Origin of the sequence: Cupriavidus sp. 2KB_3 (assembly GCF_052115685.1) — a bacterium.
In the GTDB taxonomy this organism is placed as follows: domain Bacteria; phylum Pseudomonadota; class Gammaproteobacteria; order Burkholderiales; family Burkholderiaceae; genus Cupriavidus; species Cupriavidus campinensis.
This window is the reverse complement of record NZ_JBFRHD010000012.1, coordinates 86,924-109,983: the sequence shown is the minus strand read 5'-3', so window position 1 is coordinate 109,983 and position 23,060 is coordinate 86,924. Positions and strand designations below refer to the sequence as shown.

Here is a 23,060-nt window from a genome sequence, read left to right as displayed (position 1 = left end):
GATTCCGTATTCTGATGGCGAAAATATCCTTTATCCACACAGGGTACCCAAGCGAATGTGTTGCCCCGAATCTCTTTATAGAAAAGGATTTTGAAGATTATCCATACAAACGTGGGACGGGATTTTTTGCGCGGCGAGAAAGAGAACTTTACTACATTACCGCGAGGCATTGTCTAGAAAGACACAACAATCTTTCAGTAGAAGAGGCGGTCGGGCGACTAAGGGTGCTAGTCACGCACAACAAAAGGGATATCAAGCCGGATGATTACGTTGTCTTTGAGAAGATTATCTCTCTTAGAGACAATTCTTCGCCGGGGCTCGGTGAGCTGGCTGATATAGTCGTTCTTCCTATAACCAAACTAAGTAACGAGCGGCAAAGAAAGAATCTATTGTCGCGTGCAGTGAAGTTGCCGCCAGCGGGAGCTTGGTTAGATGAGTTAGTTAAACTCCCTCAGGCGCAGAGTGATATCGTGGCCGAGAGAGGGATTTTATTTTCGTGTATTGGCTATCCGACTTCGGGAACGGAGACCGATTTCTTGAATTTTAAGGATAATAACAATACCGTCTATCTCCAGGCCGCCAAATTTACTGGGCATCTTGCGCTTTCTGGTGGGGATGATAGGTTGAAGCTGGCAAATATATCTTGGCGAAACGAGCTTGATGGGTTTAGCGGTTCTCCTGTATTTGTTGGGCACGAGAATGAGGATGGCATGCACTATGCACTAGCTGGAATGCTAGTGACCGGGGGACAGCAGCAGATTCATTTCATAAAGATAAATGTAATCACGCAAGCCTTTGGGGATGGTTTGTGAGCTTGTCCCGGTCCAGCGGCCTTCTGGGGGCGCTTTCGCTGCTATCGAGGTGCTCACTCCTACGACTCGTGCTCTGGCAAGACTGCGCGCCCCTTAGGATTGACGAACAGACTAGCTGGGTACAAAATTGCAGCCCGTCACGGGTACATACGGTTACTCGGCGAGGGTTGTAAGCTATTGTTTTTTAACGGTTTATTATTTTTCGGCCAGACTCCCCCTCTCTCCGCCAGAACACCATTCGCATCAAGCAAAAGCCGTCCAGTTGGACGGCTTTTTTGTTTCTAGCCCCTTGATTCTGCAGGAATCTGCTACGCCATCCTGGCCACCGGCGCCAAGGTGCCTTCTCTTTTTCATTTCCCCGGTGAAGTCTCTCGTCTAGGCTACTCGGAGAATCGGAGAAAGCCATGGCCAGATCGTCGAACCGTGTATGGCTGATTGTTGCGTGCTTGCTTCTGCTGGGCGGCTGCGCGGGCCGGCCCGTCAATCCGCCGCTGGCCCATGCCGACCAGAGTGCTGGCTATCGGTTTTTTACGCGCCCGCAGTTTGCCGCCGATAAGGAGAATCTGGTAATCCTGGCATTTTCGGGCGGAGGCACCCGCGCCGCTGCGTTTTCGTACGGCGTCCTGGAATTCCTGCGCAATACCCAAATCGTAGGCCCGAAGGGCAAATCGCGGCTGCTCGACCATGTGGGCGTGGTGACCGGCGTCTCGGGCGGCAGCTTTACAGCGCTCGCCTATGGTCTCTACGGCGATAAGCTCTTCGACGACTACGAACAGCGCTTCCTGAAACGGGACGTACAGGGCACGATCACCTTCCGTACCCTGAACCCTGCCTATTGGCCCTCGCTATGGTCCGCAGGGTGGGGCCGCTCGGAGCTGGCGGCCGATCTGTACGACGAGATCCTGTTCCATGGCGCGACATTTGGCGACCTCAATCGGGGTGACGGCCCGTTTATCGTCGCATCGGCCACTGATATCACCACCGGCGCGCGTCTGCCTTTTACGCAGGCGACGTTCGACGTACTGTGTTCGGACCTCAATGCCTTGCGCCTGTCGCGGGCAGCGGCCGCTTCGTCGGCGGTGCCGGTTGTGCTCAGCCCCATCACGCTCAATAACTACGGGGGCAACTGCGGCTACGCGCCACCGGACTGGATCAAGCCGTTCATTAACGCCGAAAACCCGCCCCGGCCCGCCGCCCGCGCGACTCGCCATCTCAAGGAAGAGGCGGAATTTGGCGCCGGTAGCGATCGTCCCTTCCTCCATCTGGTAGACGGGGGCGTTTCCGATAATCTCGGCATGCGCAGCGTACTGGATACCATGGAACTCATGGAGGCGTTGCATATGATCGGCCAGCATACGCCGCTTGATCAAATCCGCAGGATTGTCGTCTTCGTCGTCAATTCACTTTCCGTTCCCAAAACGGAATGGGATAGGTCGGAATCCCCGCCGGGCACCCTGGAGATACTGGTGAAGGCAACGGGCGTGCCGATCGACCATTACTCCTATGAGGCGACCGAGTTGCTGAAGGACAGCCAGGCGCGCTGGCAATCCATGCGCCAGATCCGGCAATCCGCCGCGTTTGCCGCCAATAAGGACGAAGCGATAGCCAAGGCACTTCGCACGCCAGACGCCACCATCTACGCCATCGACGTTTCGTTTGCGCAACTGGAAGACAAGGCGGAACTGGCCTACCTGAATGAGCTTCCCACGTCGTTTTCCTTGCCGGCCGAAGCGGTCGACCGCCTGCGTGCCGCTGCAGGCAAGATCATCATGACGTCGCCGGATTTTCGGCGGCTGCTGAAAGACGCCGGCGCCGCGATCGTGCCCGAGCCGCGGCAAACCGGGGAATCAGCGGCGAACTAGACGGAAGATCTCCATGGCTGGCATTCCCCACCGCATCCTCCCCGCACTGTTCCTCCTCACCCCCACCGCCCACGCCGAGGACCTCCAGAATCGCGGCAACGATCCCTTTTTTCAAATCTCGTCCGCGCTTGCCAATTGCCCCGAACCGGCCGGGCCGCGCGTGACGGAGGCCGAGTGGAAGCGCGATGCGCATCATCGGATCGAGCACGGCAACCACTGCTGGCTGGAAGGACGTTGCCGCCTGCCGAATGCCTTTGCCTACGATGCGGAAATTGCCGACAGCACGCGCCGGCGGCTGCAATGGCTGTCCGCCAACCTGCCGGCGTGGCGGCAGAGCACGTTGTGGGTGACGGTGTGGCAGCGTTGGGTGCTGGTGCAGGGCTGCGTGGCGCCGGGGTTCCCGCTGGCGCCGTTCATGGCCGCGATGCGGGACGTGCCCGATGTCGAGCGCCTGATCGACCAGACCACGGCGCACCCGGAGCGCGGCGTGCCTTATGTGCGCTTCCACCCGGAGGCATCGGGTCGGCAGCCGGCGCCAAGCCGCGCTACCATACCGTGACCATTCCTCCGAGGAGTCCCGCATGTACAAGGAAAAATCCGGCGTTGCCCTTCCCACGCTGATCGCCTTTGCCGTGGCCGGCATGGCGTTCACCGCGTCAGTCATCCTCGCGTACTACGCGACCCATCCCCAGCGCATCACGAAGTCATAGCCCCGGCGGGCTCACGTTCGCTGGGCCTTGCGTTTCTGCACCTTGGCCGCCACCGGCATGACCGGGGCGCGCCGCGTGACGACTTCCACCATCAGAAAGCCGTCCATCTCGGTTTCGTAGACAGTGCGCCCGCAGACGGGGCAGGGCGCGTGTTCCTTGCGTGGGGTTCTCACAAGGCCCAGCCGGTATTCGCGGATGTGGAGCGTCGCGCCGCAGACGCATTCCACTGGCTCGATGTGGTGCATGCCTCTCCTTGTCCTGGCCGGCGAGGTGACCTGCGCCGTCCTGATGTCAGGGATCACTCTGGATAGTAGTCAAGGCTTGCCCTATCGGAAACATTGGTTTCGCGAGGGCAAACCACCGTATTCCAGATCACAGTGTCGGACCAGTCAATGGATCAGCAAAATGCGATCACGCGATGGCGGCCTGCATCACGCGATTGCGGCCGCTGCGCTTGGCTTCGTAGAGCGCCTCGTCGGCGCGGCCATAGGCGTGCTCGAAGGTGCGACCCTGGGCGGACCAGCTCACGCCGAAACTCGCCGTGACCGGGCAGTCCACGGGGGAGGGAAAGCGATGCGTGGCGATGGCGTGGCGCATGTCCTCGGCCAGCACCAGCGCGTCTTCGAGCGGCACGCCGGGCAGCAGGGCGGTGAATTCCTCGCCGCCCACGCGCCCGATGGCGCCCTCGGCGTCCACGGTGTTCTTGAGGCAGGCGGTCACGCCGCAAATCACCGCGTCGCCCACCGGATGGCCATAGGCGTCGTTGAGCCGCTTGAAATGGTCGATATCGAGCACGATCATCGACAGGCTCCCGCGCGCCAGCGCCGCGGTGGCGCGGTCGATCACGGCGCCGCGGTTGAGCGCGCCGGTCAGCGTGTCGTGCGTGGCGCGGTATTCGAGTTCCTGCGCCAACTCCTGGAGCCGGTGGTTGAGCCGGTTCATCTCCAGTTCCTCGCGGTCGCTGCGGCGGATCAGCCGGCGCGTCTCGCGCATCAGCCGCTCGTAGTAGCTGATGAGCTGGCCCAGCGTATGCCGATACGATTCCTCGCCGGCATCGACATCGCAGAACACGGCCTTGGCATGCGCCAGGACGCTGTTCTCCGATTCGAACAGGTCGGGCTCGGACATGATGGCGGCGGGTGGGTTCAACTGCCGGTGGTCGCTACGTCGTGGAACGCAATCGCGGGAAAGTCGTCGTGCAGCTCCTGGCCGAATTCGAGGATGGTGTCGTCGTCCTCGTCGTGGAACCAGTGCAGTTCGATGCGGTTGCCGCGCTCGGCGGCGTCGTTCAGCGCGTCGAAGATGCTGAACAGCATCTTGGTGCTCGAGCTGTTGAAGTAGGTCAGCGCCACGTTGACCGTGACCGAGACCCCGTCGCACGCCGCCAGGTACTTGCGCAGGCGGGCGATGGCCTCGCCGTAGAACACGGCGGCGTTCTCGGGGTAGGACTCGCCCTTGAGCGAGAGGATGTGCCGCTCGAAGTCGAAGCTCACCTCGGGCGAGGAGGGCGTGGCGGCGATAAACAGGTTTTCCATGGCAGAGGCTCTTCCCGAGACGTCAGATCGTGGCGACGAGCTGGAACATCGTCGATCCCGGATCCGTGTCGATCGGTTGAAAGTTGTATTCGAGGGGCGCGCTGGCATCGCGCGCCATCGTCAGGAAGCCGAGCCCGGCGCCTTTGCTGCCCTCCGGCGCCTCGGCGCGCAGGGTCTGCTTGTAGGCTTGCTTGATCTCGTCCAGCGTCATCGTGCGCAATGGCTCCAGCGTGGCGCGCAACTGGTGCACACGTACCGTGGCCACCGGATTGGAACACATCAGGCGGTAGTGCTCGTCCACCATGCTGATGCACACCGAGCCGTGGCGCAGCTGGCCGCGCTGCTGCTCGCTCTCCGGCGTGGGCGCGGTCAGGGCGTCCGAGGAATAGTGGACGATGTTCTGCGCCATCTCCACGAACGACGAGAACAGCTTGCGCCGCGTGGTGCCATCGACCCCGCTCACGGCAAGCTGCAGGCGCACCGCGTCGGACATGGCGGCGATGATGTTCTGCGAAAAGTAGCCGACGTAGTAGAAGATCACGTTGCGTTCCCGAGCCATCGCGAAAAACGGCTCATATTCCTTGTCAATCGATTGTGCGGCGTTCATGTGTCGTGCGGCCGGTGGGGCGCTGTAAGAGGCTGGCGCGGTGTTATCGGGCGCGGAAGCAGAAAAAGGTCAGGTCGTCGCGGCGCCGGTGCTGGCCCTGCCAGGCGCGGTGCACCTCGAGCACCGCCTGGCTGATCTGCGCTGCCGATGCCGCGCGGCTGGCGCAGATGGCTTCGCGCATGCGGCGCTTGCCGAAGGAGATCTCGCGCGGGCCGCCGATCTGGTCGATCAGCCCGTCCGTGGTCACGAAGGCCACCGTATCGGGTGGCATCGGCACGGCCGCGTTCTGCCACGCGTAGTCCATGCCCGTGTCCACGTAGCCGACGCCCATGCGGGCGCCGTTGATCATCTGGCCTTCGCTGTCGCCCGGCTGCAGCACGAACAGCGCGCACTTGGCGCCGGCGAAGGTCAGCGTGCGCGTGGCGTTGTCGAACCAGAAGAAGGCGGCGTCCATGCCGTCGTCGGATTCGGCGATGCCGCGCTCGCCTCGCTGGCCGTCCTGCCCGTCGATATGTCCGTCGATCTGCCCCAGCATCTGCTTGATGCCCCGATTGACGGCCGCCAGCAGCGCGCCGGGGTCGCGCGGGCCCTGCTGCTCGATGGCCTGCGTCAGCAGCGACGAGGCAATCAGCGTCATGAACGCGCCCGGCACGCCATGGCCGGTGCAGTCGGCCAGCGCGGCGAACCAGCCGTCGTCGAACGCCGCGAAGTGATAGAAGTCGCCGCCCACCACGTCGCGCGGCTCCCAGACCAGCGCGGCGTCCGGCAGCGTGGCGGCCAGCGTCTGGCGCGAGGTGCGCAGCATCGCCCGCTGGATCGTGCTGGCGTAGTCGATGCTCTGCATGATCTGCCGATTGCGCTCGGCCTGCATGTCCGCCACCACGCGCATCAGCTGCAGGCCGTGTCCCAGGCCGATGAACTTGCCGTCACGGGCGATGATGAAGCCCTCCGCCAGCGCCTTCTCGCCATATTCCACCGCGCGGAAGGTCAGCGCGTCGATGCTCATGGCGGCGTCCACGATCAGCGGCTCCTTGTCCATGAAGGCGATGCAGCTCTTGCGGTTGTAGAGCTCCTGGTGGTACGGCTTGCTCATCTGCGACAGGAAGATCGACCGGTTGATCAGGCCGATGGGCTTGTCGCGCTCGGTCACGGGCAGGCAGTTGAGGTCGCGGTGCAGCGCGAAGACCTCGAGCACGTCCTGATTCGTGTGGTCGGTCGTCACGGACGGCGTGATGACGGCCAGATCCTCGGCACAGGGCTGCCGGAAGCGCAGGCGGGCAGCGGAGGGATCAACCAGAACGCCAGACATGACCGAAGGAACCAGGGTGGGGAAAGTGGCCCAGAGTCTACGGCCGGTGCATGTCGGCTATGTGACGGTTTTCCTTGTAAATCAATGGTTAAAGCCCCACGCGAGTGGGGTGGCGGCATTAGCCGCCGGGGCGGGGCGCGGGGTCATCGGCCGCGTCCGTCGCGTGCCCCAGCGCGCGCCCCAGCAGCGGCCAGCGTTGCGCCGCCGCCCGGGTCTGCACCGCGTCCTGCTGGTCGAAGTAATGGCGCGCGTCGAAGCCTTCTACATGCCGGCCCAGGGCGTCGATGTCGCTATAGGCGCCCGGCGTGCCGCGCGGCACCGGCGGGGCTTTCGGGGGTCTCGGGGGTTTCGCGGACTTCGGCGACTCACTCATTTCTGCTCCACCCAGACGCCATCTGGCGTATGAATCACATAGCCCTTGCTCAGCTTCATGGTCACGGTGCCCTCGTTCTCGCCCACCATCATGGTCTGCGGCAGGTTCTCGCTGTAGCTGGCGGTGGGCGGGGCGCCCTGGCGGAACGGGCTGTCCGCCACGAGGTTGAACAGCAGTTGCGACAACGCCAGGAAGCTGGACGGCGCGTCAATCGTCACCATGCCGCCTGTGGCCGTGGTCGGCAGGCCCACCAGCTTCACGCCCACCGGCACGTGGACGATGCGCGGCGTGGGAATCTCGCGCAGCCCGGAGATCTGGTTCTCGTCGCCACGCAGCGCCGCGCCATGCTCCGGCACAAAGACCACCACCGCCTTGCGGCCGGACTTGCTGATGGTCTCGATGATCCGGTCCACGTCCTCGAGCAACTTGGCCAGCCGCAGCGGGTAGGACTCCAGGCTGGTGAGCCGCTTGCCCGGCAGCCGGTTGCCGTCATGCAGCGTCACCGTGTTGAAGTAGAGCGCCACGGGGCCGCTGTTCTGCTGGAGGCGGCGCTTGTACCAGTGGTCGAAGGTGTCATAGTCGCCCAGCACCGGGGAATCGTCGAAGGCGCGCATCGCCACGGGTACGCCCTCGTTGGACTCGGGCTGCACGCCCGCCACACCGACCTCCTTGTCCACGAAGCTGCGGAAATTGTCGAAGCGGCCATCGTGGTTCAGCAGCACATGGGGGCCGAAGCCGGCCTGGGCGAGCGCTTCGAACAGATGGCATTCGGCCGGCGCCGGCGAGTACAGGTCGGCGTGGGGCTGCTGGCCACACGAGGCGCGTAGCAGCCGGATGGCGGCCGGCCCGCTGTAGCTGGCGGCGGAACTGAAATTCTTGAACAGGTAGTCGAAGCGCGTGAACAGCGGGTGGTTGCTGGCCTTGGCGGCGTCCAGGTCGTCCCAGGACAGCGAGCAGATGTGCAGCACGATGATGTCGAACTGTGCGTCGGGCGTGGCCGTCAGCGGCTGCGCCGTGGCCGAGCGGGTCGATTCCTGCTCGCGGAAGGCGGCCAGCTGGGCGTCGTAGCCGCCACGCACGGCGAAGTCGGCGCGCGGCGTGTCCGCCGCGCGCGCGGTCATCTGGTTGAGCCGCGTGGGCGGGTTGCCGTCGCCGGTGCCGTGCCAGAACGGGATGGCGATCAGCGCCAGCAGTACGAAGGACGTCACCCGCACCCAGCGGTTGATGATCAGGTAGAGCAGCACCGCCAGCAGGATCGCCACCACCATCTGCAGGGAGACGATGCGCTGCGCCAGTTCGAGCAGGTACTCCGGCGTGAACGCGCGCACGTTCGAGAACTGCGACACCACGCGCGCGAACGGCGGGAGCGTCGATTCCCGGTAGGCCAGCATCGCCCCGACCACGATGGCGATGAGCTGGCGCAGCACCCGCAGCGGCCGCGACTCCATCGGCGCCGCCAGGAACAGCGCGAACACCAGGTTCGTCAGCCAGTGCGGCTGGAGGTGGCCCGTGTGGAACAGCCAGAGCTTGGCGAGGAAGTAGAGGTTCCAGATTCCCATGGCGATGTGTGGTTCGGCTCCTGCGGCGTGATGGCCGGGGTGATGATCTAAGGCTGGCGGGGCCGGTGGCGCCCGATCAGCAGGTCAACCGCCTCCGCGCAGGCGTCGTAGAGGCGCAGCAGGCCCTGGTAGCCCATCTCGATCACCTCCTTGAGGCTGCGCAGCGGGGCGTCGGCGTGTTCGTCGTCCAGCCAGTCGATCCAGGCGTCGGCGCGGCCGAAGGTGCACTGGATCAGTTCGATCTCGCGCTCGGCGGTCAGGCCCTCCATCCGCACGCCGAGGTGGCGGTTGACGTTGCGCGTGACCACGCCGGGGAAGTGATAGGTGCGCGTGCCGCGCGCCAGGCAGACCCCCACGCGCGCGCCTTCGTCGAGCAACACCTCCACGGGCAGCAGCAGGCCGAGCCCGCCCATCGAGTAGTTCTCGGTGCGGCAGGCCAGCGTGGTGCCGTCCGGCAGCAGCAGCGTGGCCGGCACGCGCATCGGAATGCGGTGGGAGACCCGCACCTGCCGCGCCTCCCGCGCCACGCCCACGGCGGCGCCGAGCATGATCAGGTTGGCCAGTGCCCAGCCCATGTTCATCAGCACCGTGGCCGGCTCGTCGGTGCTGCCAAACAGCAGGTGGCCCACGCCAACCGCCAGCCCGACCACGTTGAGCGCCAGCAGCACGAGGTAGGGCTTGGAGATGGTCCAGTCGAGGTAGTCGTCGGCAATCTGCCCGCCCTTGGCCGTGACATTGAACTTGCCCAGGCGCGGGTTGATAAAGGCCACCGTGGTCGGCAGCACGATGTACCAGGCCAGCACCGATTCGTAGACTTCGGCCCAGAACGAATGGCGGTAGCGGCCCTGGAGGCGGGAGTTGGTCACGTTGGCCACGAACAGGTAGGGCAGCACGTAGGCCATGATCAGCAGCGCCGAGGTGTTGATCACGTGCAGGCCGAAGTACAGGTAGGCGATCGGCATGGTCAGGAAGATCAGCCGGGGAATGCCGTAGAAGAAGTGCAGCATCGCGTTGCTGTAGCAGATGCGCTGGAACAGGTGCAGCCCGCGCCCGAGCAGCGGGTTGTCGATGCGGAAGATCTGTGCCATGCCGCGCGCCCAGCGGATGCGCTGCCCGATATGGCCGGACAGGCTCTCGGTAGCCAGCCCCGCCGCCTGCACCGTGCGCAGGTAGGCGCTGTTGTAGCCCAGCCGATGCAGCTTGAGCGCCGTGTGGGCGTCCTCGGTGACGGTTTCCACGGCAATCCCGCCAATCTCCAGCAGCGGGGCGCGCTTGATGACCGCGCAGGAGCCGCAGAAGAAGGTGGCGTTCCAGAAATCGTTGCCGTCCTGGATCAGCCCGTAGAACAGGCTGCCTTCGTTCGGCACGCGCCGGAAAGTGTCGAAGTTGCGCTCGAACGGGTCTGGCGAGAAGAAGTGGTGCGGCGTCTGCACCAGCGCGCACTTCGGGTCGGCCAGGAACTCGCCCATGGTCATCTGCAGGAAGGAACGCGTGGGGATGTGGTCGCAGTCGAAGATCGCGATGTACTCGCCGTCCGTCTTCGCCAGTGCCTTGTTGATGTTGCCGGCCTTGGCGTGGAAATTGTCCTCGCGCGTGAGGTAGCCCACCCCGACCGCCGCCGCGAAGTCCCGCATCGCCGGCCGGCGGCCATCGTCGAGAATGAACACGCGCAGCTTGTGTGCCGGCCAGTCCATGCTCAGCGCCGCGTACACGGTGGGTTGCAGCACCGCCAGCGACTCGTTGTAGGTGGGGATGTAGACGTCCACCGTGGGCCAGGTCTCCGGGTCGGCCGGCAGCGCCTTGGGCCGGCGGTTCAGCGGCCACGCCGTTTGCAGGTAGCCCAGCCCCAGCACGATCCAGGTGTAGACCTCGGCCGCGTAGAGGATGTAGCCCACGGCGGCCTCGGTGGCCGTGGTGAACTGCAGCGTCTGCGTGGAGCGCCACCAGATATAGCGGCCCGCCATCAGCGTGGAGAGCACCATCATCGCCAGCGTCGGCAGCCGGCCGGGAATGCGCCGCAGCACCGTCAGCCCGATCCAGACGATGGCGAACAGCAGCAGCTGGCTTGAAAACGTCAGCGGCGTGGTGCTGATGACCGCACCGGCCAGGCAGGCCAGCACCAGCGACGCAGGCACCGCGAACGGGATGCGGCCCACGCGGATGGCGACGGCTTCCACGCGATCGCCCACGCGCGCCCAGTTCACGCGGGGCAGCCGCGCGGCAAGGCGGCGCCGCGTGCGCATCACCGCGTGGTAGATCGGCCCGAGCAGGCGGTCCAGCCAGCGCCGGAACGGCGTCACACCCGGCGTCACACCCGGCGGCGCGGCAACCTGGTGGCGCTTGCGCAGGTCGGCGGCCAGCCGGTAGCGCGGGCGCGGCGGGCGAATGAACAGCCGCCACAGCCACGCGGCGGGGTCGCGGCGGCGGCCCATGCCAAGCCGGGCCAGCGCGCGCCGGTACAGCAGCGCGGCCCATTCCGCCGGCACATCGGGCTTGCCGGGGCGGGGCGGCTGGAAGATGGCACGCAGCAGCCAGATGCCGCCATGCGCCGGCGCGGTGACGCCAAGGTGGCGCGCGAGCCGGTCGCGCGCGCCATTCAGCCAGCGGGCGATGCGAGAGGTGCCGGAGGTGGGGGCGGTGCGGGAGGGCTGGTCGCTCATCGATCGCGCTCCTGAGGCGGGGCACCCATCCAGCTGGACACCCACGATGCCAACCCTTGCAGGTCGTGCGCCGCCTGCGAGTGCGGCGCGCTGCGGCAGAAGTTCTCGCTGCGTGCGAAGGCTTCCGGAATGCCGCTGTCCTCGTGCACGGGGCAGGCCAGCATCGCATCGCCCAGCGTGGCGCGCAGCAGCGTGACGATATCGGCATGCAGCCGTCGCGCCGGCTGGAGCCGCGTGGCCACGTAGCAGGCGGCGTGGCCGCGCCGGGCCAGCGCATCGGTCAGGCGGCGCAGCCCGACGCAGACTTCGGGCTGCGGCGGCAGGAGCACCAGCACCAGGTCTGCGGCGGCGATGGCCTGGCCCGCGTGCGGCGAGGGCCAGGGCGGCGTGTCGATCAGGACCGCGCCGTGCGCCGGCATGGCCACCTGGGCAATCAGCCCGCGCAGCCAGTGCGGCCCCGCGCGCAGCAGCTTGCCGGCCTGGAGGTCATCGTCATCGCTGTCCTGCTCGCCCCAGGGCACGAACAGCACGCCATCGTCGCTGCGCAGCCCGGCCTGCGCCCACGCGGTGGGCGACCCGTCGGCCAGGCAGCCGGACAGCCCCGCGCGCGCGGCGTCGCGCAGGCCGAAGTGATAGCCCAGCACATTGCGCGGATCGCATTCGAGCGCCAGCACCGGGTGCCCGCGCGCGGCCAGCAGCGAGGCCAGCGAGGCCGTCACCATGCTGCGTCCGGCGCCGCCGGCGGGGGAGACGATGGCGATGGTCTTCATCGCTGGGGCTCCCGGTCCGGGCGGCGCTTGCCGCGAATCACCATGCCGTGCAGTTGGGGCGGCAGGCGCACGGTGCGGCGCGGGCGCGGCGCGGTCCATTGCGGGAACCAGCGCAGCAGGTCGAAGCGCCAGATCAGAAACGCCAGCGGCGCCGCCAGAATCAGTCCCCAGATGAAATAGCCAAGGAAGATGGACATGTCGCGTCAGTCCTGTCGAAGCAGCGGCACCGGGTGCGGCTGCGGCATGGCACGCGGCTGCGCGGGCGGGGTGTCGCGCAGCGGCAGCGTGTGGATTTGGGCCACCGGCGGGGCGTTGGCGCCGTCATGGACGCTGCCGTGCGCAACCAGCGCGGCGGTGGTGTCGGGCATGTCAGGCATGTCGGGCATGTCGGACGTGGGGGCCGGCGCGGGCCGGGGCGCCTCCTGCTGGCGCGCGAGCCAGCTGCTGTAGTCGGGCGGCGGCACCTCGGCGATCTCGGCCTCGAAGCGGCCCAGCGTGGCGCCGATGGATTCCAGGTCGCCATTACGCACGTCGCCATGGAACAGCTCGGCCAGCGGGCGCTGGAACACGCGCCGGCACACGGCGTCCACATCGTCCATGCGGCAGGCGAAGAAGAAGGCGTAGAGGCTGTCGCTGCCGGCTGTGCAGAGATCGCCCGCGCGGTTCATGCGGCAGGCGCGCAGCGCTTCCACATGGGCCACCTCGGGCAGCAGCGGCAGTTGCAGCAGCACATGGGGCAGCCGGATCATGCGGCTGCGTTCCACCGCATCGCGCACCAGCGCGACGAACTCGGCAGGCGGCACGTAGCCGCTGGTCGAGGTGGTCAGTACGGCGGACAGCGCGTTGCGGTAGTCGGCCAGAATCGGCCGCGAGAACACCTGCCCCTGCAGGCCCTCGATCATGGCCTGCACCCGCGCGAACGGCGTGCGCTGGGCGATGACGAGATTGGCGCCGAGGTTGAGCATCAGCAGCTCGTAATGCTGGCGCATGGCCTCCTTGTCTTCCCGCACGGCAATTTTCAGTGCGCGCCCGGCGCCGCGCCGCAGCCGGTGCACCTGCTCGGCCAGCGCCTCCAGTTCGCGCCCGCCGCCGTAGTGCAGCAGGACCGTGGCCGCCACCGCGTGGGCGGCGCTGGCCACGGCGGCCTCGTTGCTGTCCACCACGCGCCAGTGCTCGGGGATGTAGCGCTCGCGCAGCACGGCGTCGCGGCTGACGATCACGCGCTGCTCGTCCGGCGCGAGCATGCCGGCTTCCTCGATGGTGTCGGTGAAGGTCTGCGCGGCCACCATCAGCCGGTGTTCGTGCGGCGCAAAGCGCAGTGGCACGATCTCGCCCGCCACCACGGCCTGGTTGTCGCGCCAGAACGCCACCTCCCAGGTGTATTGCCCCTGCTGCTGCGAGAGCTGCACCGCGCCGGCAAAGCGGCCGTGGAAGCCCTGCAGGTCCGGTGCCGGCTGCCCCGGCGCCGGCGTGGGCGGCCCCATCACCAGCAGCACGGCGCAGCGGTGGCGCGCGCACCATTCGCCCAGCCGCAGGCCTTCCTGGGCCAGCCGCGCGGCATCGTGCCAGGCGAAGAACGCCTCCGCCCCTTCGATCAGCATCATGCTGCCCTGCGCACCGCACTGGTCCACCAGCGCCTGGAGTGCCTCCATGAGCAAGTCGATGCCGGGCCGGCTGGCGTCCGTGGGCGGGCGCAGCGCGCACAGGTTGGCGCGGCCGTGGAGCGCGCGGTTTGCGTCGATGTCGAGCCCATGGGCGCGCAGCTGGGCGGCAATGTCGGCGGCGTCACGTGTGGAGAGCACCGTGGCTGGCGCGCGCAGCGCCGTGGCGGCGGTCTGCCAGAACAGCGCGTCGCGGGCGGGCGAGGGCTCGGCATAGACCACGTGGGCGCGGGCCGGCGTGAGCGTTGCCAGCGCTGGCGAGAGGCCGTCGATGGCCAGCCCCGTGCGCGCCTGGAAGCGCGCGCGCAGGCCGGGCCGGGCGGTGGCGGGGATGGCGGGGATGGCGGGGGCAGTGGTGCGGTCGGTGTGCTTCATCGATCCCCCATCAATAGGCCGAGTACGGCCGCACCGGATTCGGCGGGAACGGCACCGGGTCACGGCGACGGTCGAACAGGTAGCGCAGCCAGACCATGGCCCGGTTCGGCGCGTAGTCGCGCGAGCGGTCGATCTGGAAGCCCGCGCCGGCCACCCAGTGCGGGGCGAAGGTGTATTCCACCGTGGCGCCGAGCGTGTAGCTGAAGCCACCGCCCGAGCCGCCCGTGTAGATCGGGTTGCCGGCCAGTTGTTGCAGGTCCGGGCGGGTGGGGAAGTAGGGCGCGTCGTCCTCGTAGGTGAACGACCAGCCGGCCGAGCCCTGCAGCCGCCACGACCAGCGCGCGTAGCGCCCGGTCCAGTCGAGCGGGATACCGAACGACAGGTAGCGCTGCGGGCTGTAGTAGCCGCCATGGCCGAACGAGTAGAAGCGCTGGTTGTCGCTGTAGCGCCAGTAGTTCAGCACCAGCCCGCTGGTCACGCGCTGGTCGCGCTGGGTGTAGACGGGCAGGTCGAAGCCGGTGCGGACCGTGAACTCGCGGTTGGTCACCACGTTGTGGCCGGTGTAGAGCCCGGCGCCCACGTCGCCGAACACGCTCACGCGGCCGATGTCCCGCGCGTAGCGCAGGTGGATGCCGTTGCGCACCACGCCGCCCCAGGTTTCGCCGGTGACGGGGTCCGTGGCGCCGCCGTAGGAGATCAGCGAACTGGTCACGGCCCGCCGCGAGACGTCGACGGAGGCGGACGAGACGCCCAGATCCGCGCGATAGCGGAAGCCGCCCACCACGGTCTGTTCGGTAAAGCCGAGCGGCGTGGTGCCGAGGTCCGCCCGCCAGCTGTTGTCGGCCCCGTCGAACTCGTAGCCGGCGGCCAGCGCCACGCCACGGTCGGTCTGGCCGATGGCGCCGAGGCCCGCGTTGCCGAGCGCGGCGATCTTGCCGAACTCGGACGCCTTGGAGACATTACTCGCCTGCAGCGTGCCGGCATCGAGCAGCACCGTATCCGCATGGAAGAACATGTGGCCCGTGTAGCCCTGCGGAATGCGCACGAACAGCGGAATCTCCGTGGCGTGCAGCCGCGAGATGCCGGCATCGCCGGATTTGTTCGACTGCATCACCGCCGTCGCCACCTCGCCCTGGCGGCGCGCCTCCAGCCCGGCCAGGGCGCGGCCGGCTGGCGTGCCCTCGGCGCCAGCCAGCACGCCTTCGCGCTGCTCCAGCCCCTGCGCGGTGCGATAGTGCGCCGCCGCGTCGTTGAAGTCGCCGCGCGCCTGGGCGATGCGGCCCTGCTGCACGGTGATGTCGGCGCGGTCCGGGTAGCGTTGGGCGAGGTCGTCGACCACGGCGCTGGCCTCGTCCGTGCGCCGCATCGCCGTGAAGCGGCGCGCCACCGAGAGCCGGGTGTCGATGTCGTCGTCGGGGGTATCGGCCAGCACCGCGCGCACGATCTCCAGCGCCTGGGCTTCCTTGCCCTGCCGTTCGAGCATGCGCGCCAGCGTGAGCCGCGCGCCGGCGTCCTTGGGGTCCGTGGCCAGCACCGCCTGCGCGGCCTCCGCCGCGCCCCGGTAGTCGCCGCCGGCTTCTCTCAGATCGGCCAGCGTCAGCAGCCAGCGGCGGTCAGCCTGCTGGGCCTCGGGCACCGCGTACAGCGTCTGCCGGGCCCGCGTGAGGTCGCCATCGGCGATGAGCCGGTCGGTGCGGCGCAGCGCCAGCCGCAGCGACTGATCGTCGAACGACGCCTGCTGCTCGGCGGTAATGCCGGGCAGGGCGCGCGATTCGGCAATCCAGGCCTGCAAGGCGCCGTCCCGGTCGGCGGCGGCCAGCAGTTCGCCGTAGCGCAGGCGGATGTCGAGGTGGGGGTCCTCGGGGTGCGCGGCCAGCCAGTCGCTGACCAGCCGCAGGCCCTTGTCGGACTCGCCCAGCCCGATCCATTCGCGGCCGATGGAGGCGAGCATGTGCGGCGCGTCGCGCGCGGCGATGGCGGCGCGGTCGAGCAGCGCGCGGGCCTCGTCATCGCGGCCTTCGGCCAGCCGCAGGCGGGCATCGCGCAGCAGCCGTTGTGCCGCGAGGTTGTTGGCGAGGTCGCGCATGCCTTCGCTGCGCTCGGCCTCGGGCACCGCCGCCAGCACGGCCGTGGCGGCGTCGATGTCGTCCACGGCATTGAGATAGAGCGCGGTGGCGTAGCGCATGTCGGCGGTGGGGGCGGCGGCGAGCCCGTCTTCCATGACGGTGCGGCCCAGCACCGGCAGGTTCAGGTCGCGATAGAGGCGGGCCAGCGTGTAGCGCGTCCAGGCGGCATCGGGGGCGAGCCGGATGGCGTCTTCGAGCCGTTGCAGCGCCGGGCTGCGCTGCTTCTGCGCGATGAGCTGGTCGGCCTGCACGGCCAGCAGGTCGGCCCGCAGCGCGCGCAGCTCGGACTCGGCGCCCTGCATGCGGCGCGACGCGTCCGCGATCAGCGGGCCGATCTCGTCCTGCCGCTGCTGCGTCTGGAGCAGCGTGACGAGGCTGCGCAGCGCGCCCATGTCGGGCTGCGGCCGGGCCAGCATCTGGCGCAGCAGCGTCTCGGCCTCGGCATCCTTGTGCTGGGCGATCAGCGCGTCGGCCAGAATTGCCTGCGCGTTCTCGTTGCCGGGCTGCAGGGCCAGCGCCTCGCGCGCCAGCGCTTCGGCCTGCACCGGCTTGCCCTGGGCGTTGGCCTCGCGCGCGCGGGCCACGGTGCCCCAGAACGTGGCGGTGTCCCGCAGGCTGCGCCATTTGTTGCGATTGTCCGGATCGAGGGTCATCGCCCGGGTGAACAGCTCGCGGGCTTCGTCGTGCCGGCCTTCGCGCAGCCGCACCAGACCGAGCCCGCCCACCACCTCGCCATCCTGCCGACGCTTCTGGTAGGCCTTCTGGAGGGCGATATCGGCCTCCTTGAGCTGCCCGCGCTCCAGCTGGGCCAGCCCGCGCTGCCGCGCCTGCCAGGCGGGGTCGGCTTCGAGCTTGCGCTGGGCCTCGCGCTTGGCGCCGAGGCTGGCCAGCGTCTGTTTGGCGGCATCGTCGTCGGGCACTTCCTTGAGGTAGCGTTCGAACCACGTGTAGTAGGCCGGGTCTTCGTTGACGCCGTACAGCGTGCGCCGCCAGATATCGAGCGCGCTCTTGCGATCGCCATCGGGCCGCTGGGTGAGGTCGTAGAGGATGGCGAGCCCTTCCTGCCGGGTGGCCTCGCGGTCGGTCAGCAGGCTGCCCAGCGCCAGGGCGAGGCGCGAGTCGTCCGGCTCCTGCTTCACACGGCGGCGCAACTCGGCAATCGCGCGCGGGCGGCCAGCATCCGTACCGGACAGGATGCGGTAGTAGTCCAGCGCCAGCTCGCCGCCCGGCGCGCCGCGCGGGAACAGCGCCTGGAGCCGCGTGGCGGCCTCCTCGGACTTGCCGCTGCGGGCGAGCAGCCGCACCTGCGCCATCTCGCGCTTGTCACGCGTGGCGATGCGGTAGGCGTCCTCAAGGTCACGCGTGGCCGCGCTGCCCGGCGCCACCTCGTGCATGCGGCGCAGCACCTTGTCGGCCTCGGTGGGGCGATTGGAACGGATTTCGATCAGGCCCAGCATCTTGAGCGCCTCCGGTTGGCGCGGATCGATCAACAACGCCTTCTCCAGCACGCCGCGCGCCATGTCCGCACGGTTGCGCGCCTCCCACATGCGCGCCGACGCCAGCAACTGCGCCATCTCCCGGCGCGTGGTGGCGCTGGCGGCGGCTGGGGCCGATGCGGCGTCGGCGGCCGCCGCCTCCCCCGGCAGTGCGGCGCTGGCCAGCAGCAGCCACAGCGTGCGAGCTAGCGCCTTGCCGGGCATGCGGTATTCCACGCCGGCACCAGCTTGCCGTCCGCCTCGAACCGGTACAGGCCATCCACATGCCCCAGCCCGAACAGCGTCAGTACCTGACTGTAGTAGCCGGAGGGCGACTGCGCGGCCAGCGTGCGCGTGCGCTGCGCCTGGGCGCGCGCGGCGTCCGGCTGGCCCTGCGCCAGCATGAACGGCGCGATGGCCGCCGAGAAGCCCGCATTGCCCGCGTTCGGCCCGAAGGTGCCCGCCTGCGTGTCCACCCGCTCGGGCGGATGGCCGTTGGCGAGCACATAGTCGGCCATTGGATGCAATGTACGCAGCACACCGGCGCGCAGCGGGTCGGCCGCGGCGGTCATGCCGGCCCACAGGTAGACCCGGATCGAATCATAGGAGCCCGTGGCCTGCGTGTCCGCATCGGGCCGGAAGCCGGCGCCTTTCTGGTCCCCCTTCTGATACAGCACCCAGTCGGGCGAGAAGCCGCGCGGCGCGGTGTCCACGATCAGCCGCCCCGCGCTCTCGACCATGGCCTGCCAGCCCCGGTCCTCGGTCAGCACGGCAGCCAGCCGGCGCATCACCGGCAACGGCACGTAGCTCGGATTCAGCCGCCAGCTTTCGGGCGTGGGATGAAAGCCGACCGGGCCGGGCAGCAGCGTGCGGCCCAGCCCGGGCAGCACCGCCGATTCCTCGCGCAGCGCGCGCCGGGCCACCAGCGTGCCCAGCGCCGTGAAGCGGCGTTCGCGCCAGAGCCGGCCGGCTTCGAGCAGCGTGTAGGCGATCCACAGGTCGGCGTCGCTGGCGGCGTTGGTGTCGATCACGCCCCAGGTGCCGGCCTCGGGGCCGCTGTCGCGCTTGCCCCAGATCCACGCGGGCAGGTGGGCGCTGAGGTCGCCGCGCGCCAGATTGTTCTCGGTCCAGCCGAGCAGTTTGTCGAAGGTGGCGCGGTCGTTGGCCACGAGCGCGAAGAACAGCGCGTAGGCCTGCCCTTCGGAGACCGTGGCCTGGCGCTCGGTGCTGGCATCGACCACGCGGCCGTCCGGGCTGATGGTGTCGCGCCGGAAGGCGTCCCAGTCCGGCCACGGGCAGGTGGCCGCCAGGCTGGCGAGCGACACCCCCGCCAGCGTGGTCATCACCAGGCCGCGAGCGATCTGCCTGAGCCAGCGGGGCAGCGCACGCCGCATGTCACCCTCCGTTGCGGCGTGCCGCGATCCGGCCTAGCGCCCAGAACAGGGTCAGTGCCACCAGCAGCCCGGCCACGATGCCGGCGATGGCCAGCAACGCCGGGTGGTCCGCCATGCGCACCCACACGCGCGCATACCAGGGCAGGGTGCCCACGTAGTAGCGCTCGCCCAGGCGCAGCCCTTCCACCTCGCGCTGTCGGACCACGGTGAGGTCGCCGCGAATCTGGGCGACCTTGCCGGCGTCTTCGAGCACATCGAGCACATCGCGCACGTTCTCGGGCGCGGTGGCGGTCACGGCGACCACGCTGCGCTGCGCCTGATACGGCGACTCGAAGCCGATCAGCGCCGCCAGCGGGCCATCGGCCGAGAGGATGGCGCGCCCGGCGGGCGACACGTTGTGGTCTGCCTCGCCACTGAGCCAGTTGGTCCACGCCCCGCCACGCTGGTCGCGCAGGGTGATCTCGGTGCGGCCCCGCTGGACCAGGATCGGCAGGGACTTGCCCCAGCTCGCCAGGATCTCGCCCGCGCTGCCGGTGCCCACCATCAGCAGGTTGCGATCTTTCACGGTGTCGATGGCCTTGGCCGGCGCCACCGCCACGCGCAGCGCCGGCAGGCCGGTCCACTTGCCCATGTGGCCGAGCAGCGTCAGCATCGCCTCCTGGTCCAGCGCGCTCGGGGCGTCCGGCATGACCACGGCGGTATCGGCCAGGTCCGCCAGCCGGGTGAACGGATAGCCGCTGTTGGCGAAGAAGGCGAGGTTGGGCAGTGCGGCGTAGTGCGAGAAGCCGCTGAAGTCGATCGACGAATCGGGATCGACCGCCGCGCGCGCCACGTTGGCCGCCGAGGACGCGCACAGGCCGGTCTTCTGCGAGTCCATGTGGAAGCGGAACTGCATCTGGTTGTTGCTGCCCACGCGGAAGGCGGGAATCAGGATCTCGTTGCTGACGGACGCGCTGCCACCCGAGATCAGCGGCACGCTGACCAGGCTCTCGTCGTTCTGTGCGGTCAGCGGCTTGAGCCGGTAGGAGCGCACCAGCTGCTCGTTGATATCGACGCTGAGCACCGAGTCGTTATAGGTGGAGGGCGCGGTGTAGCGGTATCTCACGTTCATCGGCACGGCGCGGTCGTTCCAGCCGTACAGGTCGGCCGGCACGCGCAGGTTCACCCGGATCGGATCGGGGCTGGCGCCGCCCACCTGCAGCTGCTGCGGGTCCGTGACGAGTTCCTTGAACAGCACGGGGCGGTCCACCGGCGCCCAGGCCGGTGCGTCGTAGGGCTTGCGCGGCTTGCCGAGTTCCACCGATTGCACGCCCGCGCGGCTGCCCGCCATGGCGGCCTTGCCCAGCACCAGCGCGTTGGCCGCCACCTGCAATTCCTGCGGATTGCGGCCGGCGAGCACCAGCAGCTTGCGCGACGGATTCGCTGGATTCGGCATCACGCTGACCGAGGCGCCCTGGATCTCGGGCAGCTGGATGCCCGCCGGCATCGCGTTCGGCATCGCAAAGACAATGGCGTGGGCATCGGCGGGCAACTGGCTGCGCGCCGGGAAGCGTAGCTCCCGGTAGCTGGCCAGCGCGCCGAGCCAGGACGACACCACGCCAGCCGCGCGCAGCGTGGCGGCATCGGCATTGGCCGGCAGCACGAAGGGCACGGTGACGCGGCTGTTGTCGCGGCGGTCGAAGAACGGCGCGGGGAGCAGCGCCAGGTTGTCCGGCAGCGTGACGGGCAGCTTGGTCAGCGTCAGCGTGGTGGCGGGGCTGATGTCTGCCCAGAGGCTGGAGTGGTACGGGTCTTCGCAGTGATCGACCGTGTAGTGGGCGATCATCTGCACGTTCAGGCGGTTGAAGTCCGTGAAGTAGCGCGGGTCAAGGTCGATCTCGCGCGTGATCTGCTGGCCCGCCTGCTCCTTCTCCAGCGGCAGGGTGGCCACCACTTCATCGTTGAGGCGGATCTTCAGGTGCGAGAGCGGATAGACCAGCGAGGGCGAGTACGTGAAGACCAGCTTGAGCCTGGCGACCGTGACCACTTCATCAAGGCGGACGCCGATGTTCAGCGTGCGGTCGGGGTCCACGCCGCGTAGCGGGATGGGCTGGCCGGCGCCCATCTGGGCCAGTGTGAGCACTTGGGTGCGCCCCGGTGCCGGGGCTGCCGGGGCTGCTGGGGCTGCCGGGGTCGAGGCCGCAGCCGGCGTCGATGCCGTGGGCGCCGGGGCCGGCGTTTGCGCCATCGCGGACGCGGCACATGCGGTCATGCACAGCATGGCAAGCCGTTTGCCGCCACAGCGCAGGTCTGACACGAGAAGAATCATATCGAGTGCCCTGTGAAGGTGGCGCAGCCGCACCATCGCAAAGATGACCGAAGCGCCGCGCTCACGCTACTGCGTGGCGAATATAGCACGCAGTTTTCGGCGAATTGGGAGGTGGCGCGGGGCGGCGGGCGTGAAATAAAAATTATTCAATTCGCCGCGCCGTCTTCGGGCAAAACATTGAAATCAGTGGCTCCTGTTTGCGCCAACGGGTCAAGCGTTTGCCATCAAGCGGATGCGTTCGGCGCCGTGTCGATGCACATTTTGCATAAGGGGAGGAATCGCCATGTGGAAGAATGACAATCTCCTACCCTCATTGCCGTCATCGCGCCATGTCCGAAGCCATCGTCTACCTGAACGGGGAACTGCTCCCGTTGTCCGAAGCCCGCATTCCCGTCCTCGACCGCGGGTTCATCTTTGGCGACGGCATCTATGAAGTGATTCCGCTCTACAACGGCAAGCCGTTCCGGGGCGCGCAGCATCTGGCGCGTTTGAAGCGCAGCCTGGCGGCCATCGGCATCGACGATCCGTACACAGAGGCCGAATGGCTCGCGCTGATCGGCCGCGTGGTCAAGGCCAACGGCCTGTCGGACCAGATGGTCTACATGCAGGTCACGCGCGGCGTGGCGAAGCGGGCACATGCGTTCCCGAAGGAAGCGGTCACGCCGACCGTGCTGATCATGACCAATCCGATGGCGCTGCCGCCGGCGTCGGCCGTGGAGCAGGGCGTGGCCTGCGTGACGATGGAAGACCGCCGCTGGCTGAACTGCCAGATCAAGTCCACCTCGCTGCTCGGCAACGTGCTGGCCGCGCAGGAAGCCGCCGCCAATGGCGTGACCGAGGCGATCCAGTTCCGCGACGGCCAGCTCACCGAGGCCTCGGCGTCGAACGTGTGGCTGGTGCAGCAGGGCCGCGTGGTGGCCCCGCCCAAGGACAACCTGATCCTGGAGGGCATCCGCTACGGCCTGATGGAGGAACTCTGCGCCGCGATGGATATTTCGTTCACGTCGCGCCCCATCTCGCGCGACGAGGTCTTCGCGGCGGACGAGGTCATGCTGTCGTCGGCCAGCAAGGAACTGCTGCCGGTGGTCACGCTCGACGGCCGCGCCATCGGCAATGGCAAGCCCGGTCCGGTGTTCCAGCGCCTCTACGCGGCCTACCAGACGGCCAAGGCGGCGCTATAACGCACGGCGCGCCCGTGCTAGGATGGCCGCGGACGAACCACCGAGAGGAGGCCAGTCATGGCCAAGCGCGAGCGCAGCCGGCGCGTCATCATGGAAGAGGTGAGCCGGCGGGTCCAGCAGATCGACGAGATTGCCGACGAGGGCCGACACATCCAGGTGCCGGACCCGCAGCCGCACCCGCGCGATGGACGTGGCCGGAACTGGGACATGGCCCGCTTCGGCAATGCACGCGGCTTCGAGGCCGCCATCCGCAATGTCGTCGATGACGTGCGGGACGAGTTCGACCTGACCGACGAGCCGGTCTCCAGCGTGCCGAATCCCTTCGGCGACTAAGGATGACGGG

The 23,060-nt window shown here is 68.0% G+C and carries 21 protein-coding genes; 7 read left to right on the top strand and 14 right to left on the bottom strand.

Going from position 1 to position 23,060, the window contains the following annotated elements; translation table 11 throughout:
* Positions 1-14 precede the first annotated feature (14 nt).
* The 4 genes from AB4120_RS14740 (at position 15) to AB4120_RS14725 (ending at position 3,384) form a co-directional block, all read left to right on the top strand.
* The gene (locus tag AB4120_RS14740; RefSeq protein ID WP_441642473.1) at positions 15-812 is read left to right on the top strand and encodes a hypothetical protein; all 798 of its coding nucleotides are present in this window, start codon (positions 15-17) and stop codon (positions 810-812) included.
* A 404-nt stretch (positions 813-1,216) separates the two neighbouring features.
* Positions 1,217-2,674, top strand: a complete 1,458-nt coding sequence (locus tag AB4120_RS14735) for a patatin-like phospholipase family protein (protein ID WP_149135603.1) — start codon at positions 1,217-1,219, stop codon at positions 2,672-2,674.
* Between the two features lie 13 nt (positions 2,675-2,687).
* Entirely contained in the window at positions 2,688-3,233 is a 546-nt protein-coding gene (locus tag AB4120_RS14730) for a BON domain-containing protein (RefSeq protein ID WP_441642472.1), read from the top strand.
* A 22-nt stretch (positions 3,234-3,255) separates the two neighbouring features.
* Positions 3,256-3,384: a hypothetical protein gene (locus AB4120_RS14725; RefSeq protein WP_441642471.1), complete on the top strand. Its 129-nt coding sequence runs from the start codon at positions 3,256-3,258 to the stop codon at positions 3,382-3,384.
* Positions 3,385-3,395: 11 nt separating this feature from the next.
* On the opposite strand, the gene AB4120_RS14720 is transcribed toward AB4120_RS14725, so the two are convergent.
* The 14 genes from AB4120_RS14720 to bcsB all read right to left on the bottom strand — a co-directional run bounded on the left by AB4120_RS14720 (position 3,396) and on the right by bcsB (position 21,479).
* Positions 3,396-3,629 (bottom strand): hypothetical protein, encoded by a 234-nt coding sequence (locus AB4120_RS14720; protein ID WP_149135605.1) that lies wholly within the window; start codon positions 3,627-3,629, stop codon positions 3,396-3,398.
* Positions 3,630-3,795: 166 nt separating this feature from the next.
* Positions 3,796-4,512 carry a GGDEF domain-containing protein gene (locus AB4120_RS14715; RefSeq protein ID WP_149135606.1) on the bottom strand — a complete coding sequence of 239 codons (717 nt, stop codon included), beginning with the start codon at positions 4,510-4,512 and terminating at the stop codon, positions 3,796-3,798.
* 17 nt (positions 4,513-4,529) lie between these two features.
* Complete coding sequence (locus AB4120_RS14710; RefSeq protein WP_092289941.1) at positions 4,530-4,919, bottom strand: DUF1987 domain-containing protein; 390 nt, start codon at positions 4,917-4,919, stop codon at positions 4,530-4,532.
* Between the two features lie 22 nt (positions 4,920-4,941).
* Positions 4,942-5,526, bottom strand: a complete 585-nt coding sequence (locus AB4120_RS14705; protein WP_149135607.1) for a SiaB family protein kinase — start codon at positions 5,524-5,526, stop codon at positions 4,942-4,944.
* 43 nt (positions 5,527-5,569) lie between these two features.
* Complete coding sequence (locus tag AB4120_RS14700; protein WP_149135608.1) at positions 5,570-6,835, bottom strand: SpoIIE family protein phosphatase; 1,266 nt, start codon at positions 6,833-6,835, stop codon at positions 5,570-5,572.
* A 118-nt stretch (positions 6,836-6,953) separates the two neighbouring features.
* A complete protein-coding gene (gene bcsR / locus AB4120_RS14695; protein WP_262389562.1) occupies positions 6,954-7,208 on the bottom strand; it encodes a BcsR/BcsP family cellulose biosynthesis protein in 255 nt (84 codons plus the stop codon).
* Positions 7,205-8,767 carry a cellulose biosynthesis protein BcsG gene (gene bcsG, locus AB4120_RS14690; RefSeq protein ID WP_149135609.1) on the bottom strand — a complete coding sequence of 521 codons (1,563 nt, stop codon included), beginning with the start codon at positions 8,765-8,767 and terminating at the stop codon, positions 7,205-7,207. Before bcsG ends, bcsR begins: the two co-directional genes overlap by 4 nt.
* A gap of 47 nt (positions 8,768-8,814) precedes the next feature.
* On the bottom strand, positions 8,815-11,427 hold the full coding sequence (bcsA, locus tag AB4120_RS14685; RefSeq protein WP_441642470.1) for a UDP-forming cellulose synthase catalytic subunit: 2,613 nt from the start codon (positions 11,425-11,427) through the stop codon (positions 8,815-8,817).
* The gene (gene bcsQ, locus AB4120_RS14680; RefSeq protein WP_149135610.1) at positions 11,424-12,197 is read right to left on the bottom strand and encodes a cellulose biosynthesis protein BcsQ; all 774 of its coding nucleotides are present in this window, start codon (positions 12,195-12,197) and stop codon (positions 11,424-11,426) included. Before bcsQ ends, bcsA begins: the two co-directional genes overlap by 4 nt.
* Complete coding sequence (locus AB4120_RS14675) at positions 12,194-12,394, bottom strand: hypothetical protein (protein WP_441642469.1); 201 nt, start codon at positions 12,392-12,394, stop codon at positions 12,194-12,196. Before AB4120_RS14675 ends, bcsQ begins: the two co-directional genes overlap by 4 nt.
* 6 nt (positions 12,395-12,400) lie before the next feature.
* Positions 12,401-14,233, bottom strand: coding sequence for a cellulose biosynthesis protein BcsE (gene bcsE, locus AB4120_RS14670; RefSeq protein ID WP_441642468.1), 1,833 nt, complete (start codon positions 14,231-14,233; stop codon positions 12,401-12,403).
* A gap of 10 nt (positions 14,234-14,243) precedes the next feature.
* Positions 14,244-18,059 (bottom strand): cellulose synthase subunit BcsC-related outer membrane protein, encoded by a 3,816-nt coding sequence (locus AB4120_RS14665; protein ID WP_441642467.1) that lies wholly within the window; start codon positions 18,057-18,059, stop codon positions 14,244-14,246.
* Complete coding sequence (gene bcsZ, locus AB4120_RS14660) at positions 18,041-19,228, bottom strand: cellulose synthase complex periplasmic endoglucanase BcsZ (protein ID WP_149135612.1); 1,188 nt, start codon at positions 19,226-19,228, stop codon at positions 18,041-18,043. The genes AB4120_RS14665 and bcsZ overlap by 19 nt, the downstream gene beginning before the upstream one ends.
* A 1-nt stretch (position 19,229) precedes the next feature.
* Positions 19,230-21,479, bottom strand: a complete 2,250-nt coding sequence (bcsB, locus tag AB4120_RS14655) for a cellulose biosynthesis cyclic di-GMP-binding regulatory protein BcsB (protein WP_441642539.1) — start codon at positions 21,477-21,479, stop codon at positions 19,230-19,232.
* A gap of 69 nt (positions 21,480-21,548) precedes the next feature.
* On the opposite strand from bcsB, the gene AB4120_RS14650 reads away from it, so the two are divergent.
* Genes AB4120_RS14650 through AB4120_RS14640 form a run of 3 tightly spaced genes read left to right on the top strand, consistent with a single transcriptional unit; the run spans position 21,549 to position 23,050 of the window.
* Positions 21,549-21,833: a hypothetical protein gene (locus AB4120_RS14650; RefSeq protein WP_149135614.1), complete on the top strand. Its 285-nt coding sequence runs from the start codon at positions 21,549-21,551 to the stop codon at positions 21,831-21,833.
* 32 nt (positions 21,834-21,865) lie between these two features.
* Positions 21,866-22,717 carry a D-amino acid aminotransferase gene (locus AB4120_RS14645; RefSeq protein ID WP_441642538.1) on the top strand — a complete coding sequence of 284 codons (852 nt, stop codon included), beginning with the start codon at positions 21,866-21,868 and terminating at the stop codon, positions 22,715-22,717.
* A 57-nt stretch (positions 22,718-22,774) separates the two neighbouring features.
* Positions 22,775-23,050 carry a hypothetical protein gene (locus AB4120_RS14640; RefSeq protein WP_144201851.1) on the top strand — a complete coding sequence of 92 codons (276 nt, stop codon included), beginning with the start codon at positions 22,775-22,777 and terminating at the stop codon, positions 23,048-23,050.
* The last annotated feature ends 10 nt before the right edge of the window (positions 23,051-23,060 follow it).

What these genes read in the sequence shown, in the direction of transcription:
- AB4120_RS14740 (WP_441642473.1), top strand. Translation starts at nt 15, where the DNA reads ATGGCGAAAATATCCTTTATCCACACAGGGTACCCAAGCGAATGTGTT.
- AB4120_RS14735 (WP_149135603.1), top strand. Translation starts at nt 1,217, where the DNA reads ATGGCCAGATCGTCGAACCGTGTATGGCTGATTGTTGCGTGCTTGCTT.
- AB4120_RS14730 (WP_441642472.1), top strand. Translation starts at nt 2,688, where the DNA reads ATGGCTGGCATTCCCCACCGCATCCTCCCCGCACTGTTCCTCCTCACC.
- AB4120_RS14725 (WP_441642471.1), top strand. Translation starts at nt 3,256, where the DNA reads ATGTACAAGGAAAAATCCGGCGTTGCCCTTCCCACGCTGATCGCCTTT.
- AB4120_RS14720 (WP_149135605.1), bottom strand. Translation starts at nt 3,629, where the DNA reads ATGCACCACATCGAGCCAGTGGAATGCGTCTGCGGCGCGACGCTCCAC.
- AB4120_RS14715 (WP_149135606.1), bottom strand. Translation starts at nt 4,512, where the DNA reads ATGTCCGAGCCCGACCTGTTCGAATCGGAGAACAGCGTCCTGGCGCAT.
- AB4120_RS14710 (WP_092289941.1), bottom strand. Translation starts at nt 4,919, where the DNA reads ATGGAAAACCTGTTTATCGCCGCCACGCCCTCCTCGCCCGAGGTGAGC.
- AB4120_RS14705 (WP_149135607.1), bottom strand. Translation starts at nt 5,526, where the DNA reads ATGAACGCCGCACAATCGATTGACAAGGAATATGAGCCGTTTTTCGCG.
- AB4120_RS14700 (WP_149135608.1), bottom strand. Translation starts at nt 6,835, where the DNA reads ATGTCTGGCGTTCTGGTTGATCCCTCCGCTGCCCGCCTGCGCTTCCGG.
- bcsR (WP_262389562.1), bottom strand. Translation starts at nt 7,208, where the DNA reads ATGAGTGAGTCGCCGAAGTCCGCGAAACCCCCGAGACCCCCGAAAGCC.
- bcsG (WP_149135609.1), bottom strand. Translation starts at nt 8,767, where the DNA reads ATGGGAATCTGGAACCTCTACTTCCTCGCCAAGCTCTGGCTGTTCCAC.
- bcsA (WP_441642470.1), bottom strand. Translation starts at nt 11,427, where the DNA reads ATGAGCGACCAGCCCTCCCGCACCGCCCCCACCTCCGGCACCTCTCGC.
- bcsQ (WP_149135610.1), bottom strand. Translation starts at nt 12,197, where the DNA reads ATGAAGACCATCGCCATCGTCTCCCCCGCCGGCGGCGCCGGACGCAGC.
- AB4120_RS14675 (WP_441642469.1), bottom strand. Translation starts at nt 12,394, where the DNA reads ATGTCCATCTTCCTTGGCTATTTCATCTGGGGACTGATTCTGGCGGCG.
- bcsE (WP_441642468.1), bottom strand. Translation starts at nt 14,233, where the DNA reads ATGAAGCACACCGACCGCACCACTGCCCCCGCCATCCCCGCCATCCCC.
- AB4120_RS14665 (WP_441642467.1), bottom strand. Translation starts at nt 18,059, where the DNA reads ATGCCCGGCAAGGCGCTAGCTCGCACGCTGTGGCTGCTGCTGGCCAGC.
- bcsZ (WP_149135612.1), bottom strand. Translation starts at nt 19,228, where the DNA reads ATGCGGCGTGCGCTGCCCCGCTGGCTCAGGCAGATCGCTCGCGGCCTG.
- bcsB (WP_441642539.1), bottom strand. Translation starts at nt 21,479, where the DNA reads ATGACCGCATGTGCCGCGTCCGCGATGGCGCAAACGCCGGCCCCGGCG.
- AB4120_RS14645 (WP_441642538.1), top strand. Translation starts at nt 21,866, where the DNA reads ATGTCCGAAGCCATCGTCTACCTGAACGGGGAACTGCTCCCGTTGTCC.
- AB4120_RS14640 (WP_144201851.1), top strand. Translation starts at nt 22,775, where the DNA reads ATGGCCAAGCGCGAGCGCAGCCGGCGCGTCATCATGGAAGAGGTGAGC.